We start from the raw sequence: 1301 nt of genomic DNA on the forward strand, positions 1-1301 counted from the left end.
GGTCCCAGGTCTGCGGAACCGGCGCGATCGACTCCACCGGCACGATCGGCTCCACCGGCACGATCGGCTCCACTGGCTCGACCGGGTCGACCGACGGGGTGAACCGGCCGGCCGGGCGGGCGGGCGACCCCGCCACACCTCCGGGGCCGCCGTCGCCCTGCTCCTCATCGTTCTCGCGGCGCTGGGCGCGATGGTGCCGCTCATCCTCGCGCACCCGCGACCGCTTGCGCCGCAGGGCGCGGTCCCGCTCGCGTCCACGACCACGCTCCCCGGCACGGTCGGCGGACTGCTACCCGAGGTCACGCTTAATACCGCCCGTACGTCCCGTTCCGCCACCGATCTACGACCGGCGCTGATCGTGCTGCTGCCGGTGGCGTGCGAGTGCCCGGACGCCGTCCACGAAATCGTGGGGCAGACTCGGGAAGGCACACCGATACCGACCTACCTCGTGGCGCCGTGGATCGACGACCCTTCGCTGGACAGGCTGGTCCGCCAGCCGGACGCGGCCGCAAGGCTCGCAGTCGGCTACAGCGACCCGGGCAGCTCCCTCGCCCGCCTGTACCGGGCCGATCCCCGGCAGCCGACCCTGCTGCTCGTCGCCGCGGACGGTCGCCTGGTGCAATCGCCGCGCACCTTCACTGTCGGTGATCGCCTGGAGGGATGGCTCGGGGCGTTGCCGAGCCGGTAGGTTCCCCTCCCGCAGGTTTCCCCTCCCGGCGGGTGCCGTCCGGGTCGGGGCGGCGCGACGCCCCCGCGGCGGCTTCTCCGCGCCACCGGAGGAGCTGCACTAACATGTGGTCCGCGGTCGAACTCTGCACGTATGCGAATTCTGTGCGAACGCGCGCCTTGGGGTTGGGACCGTGCACGTCCCGTCCGCCGGTCCGGCGGCGGAGTCAACCGACACCGACGTGACGATCGTCGGTTCCGCACCGAGGAGCAGCCGACTCGTGAGCCACCGCCCGGGTGTGCGTACCGCGACCGCCTTGCTGTTGGCCGCCACATCACTGATCGGCACGGCCGCACTCTCCGCATGCGCGGCCGGCAGCGACGCGATGACGTCGCAGGCACGCACGACCACGAACACGGTATCCGGTGCCGTCGGCACCATCTCGCTGCGTAACGTCTATGTGGCCGGACCGGCGGCCAAAGACGCAGACGCTCAGGTGATTTCGGCGTTCTTCAACGGGGGAACCCAGGAGGACCAGATCATCCAGGTCAGCTCCCCGGCTGCCAGCGGTGCCGTGACGCCCCCGTCGGCGGTTCTTCAGCCCGGCGCCAGCAACATCTACATCGCCGACGGT

General features: G+C 71.3%; 2 pseudogenes. Both read left to right on the forward strand.

The features are described from left to right. Window positions 1–688, forward strand: a pseudogene (locus DD1DGNOD_RS24985) (hypothetical protein); the annotation flags it as partial. A 259-nt stretch (window positions 689–947) separates the two neighbouring features. Further along, window positions 948–1301 (forward strand): annotated as a pseudogene (locus DD1DGNOD_RS24990) (hypothetical protein); the annotation flags it as partial.

The sequence above is a fragment of the Candidatus Protofrankia californiensis genome (assembly GCF_900634765.1).
Lineage (GTDB): Bacteria > Actinomycetota > Actinomycetes > Frankiales > Frankiaceae > Protofrankia > Protofrankia californiensis.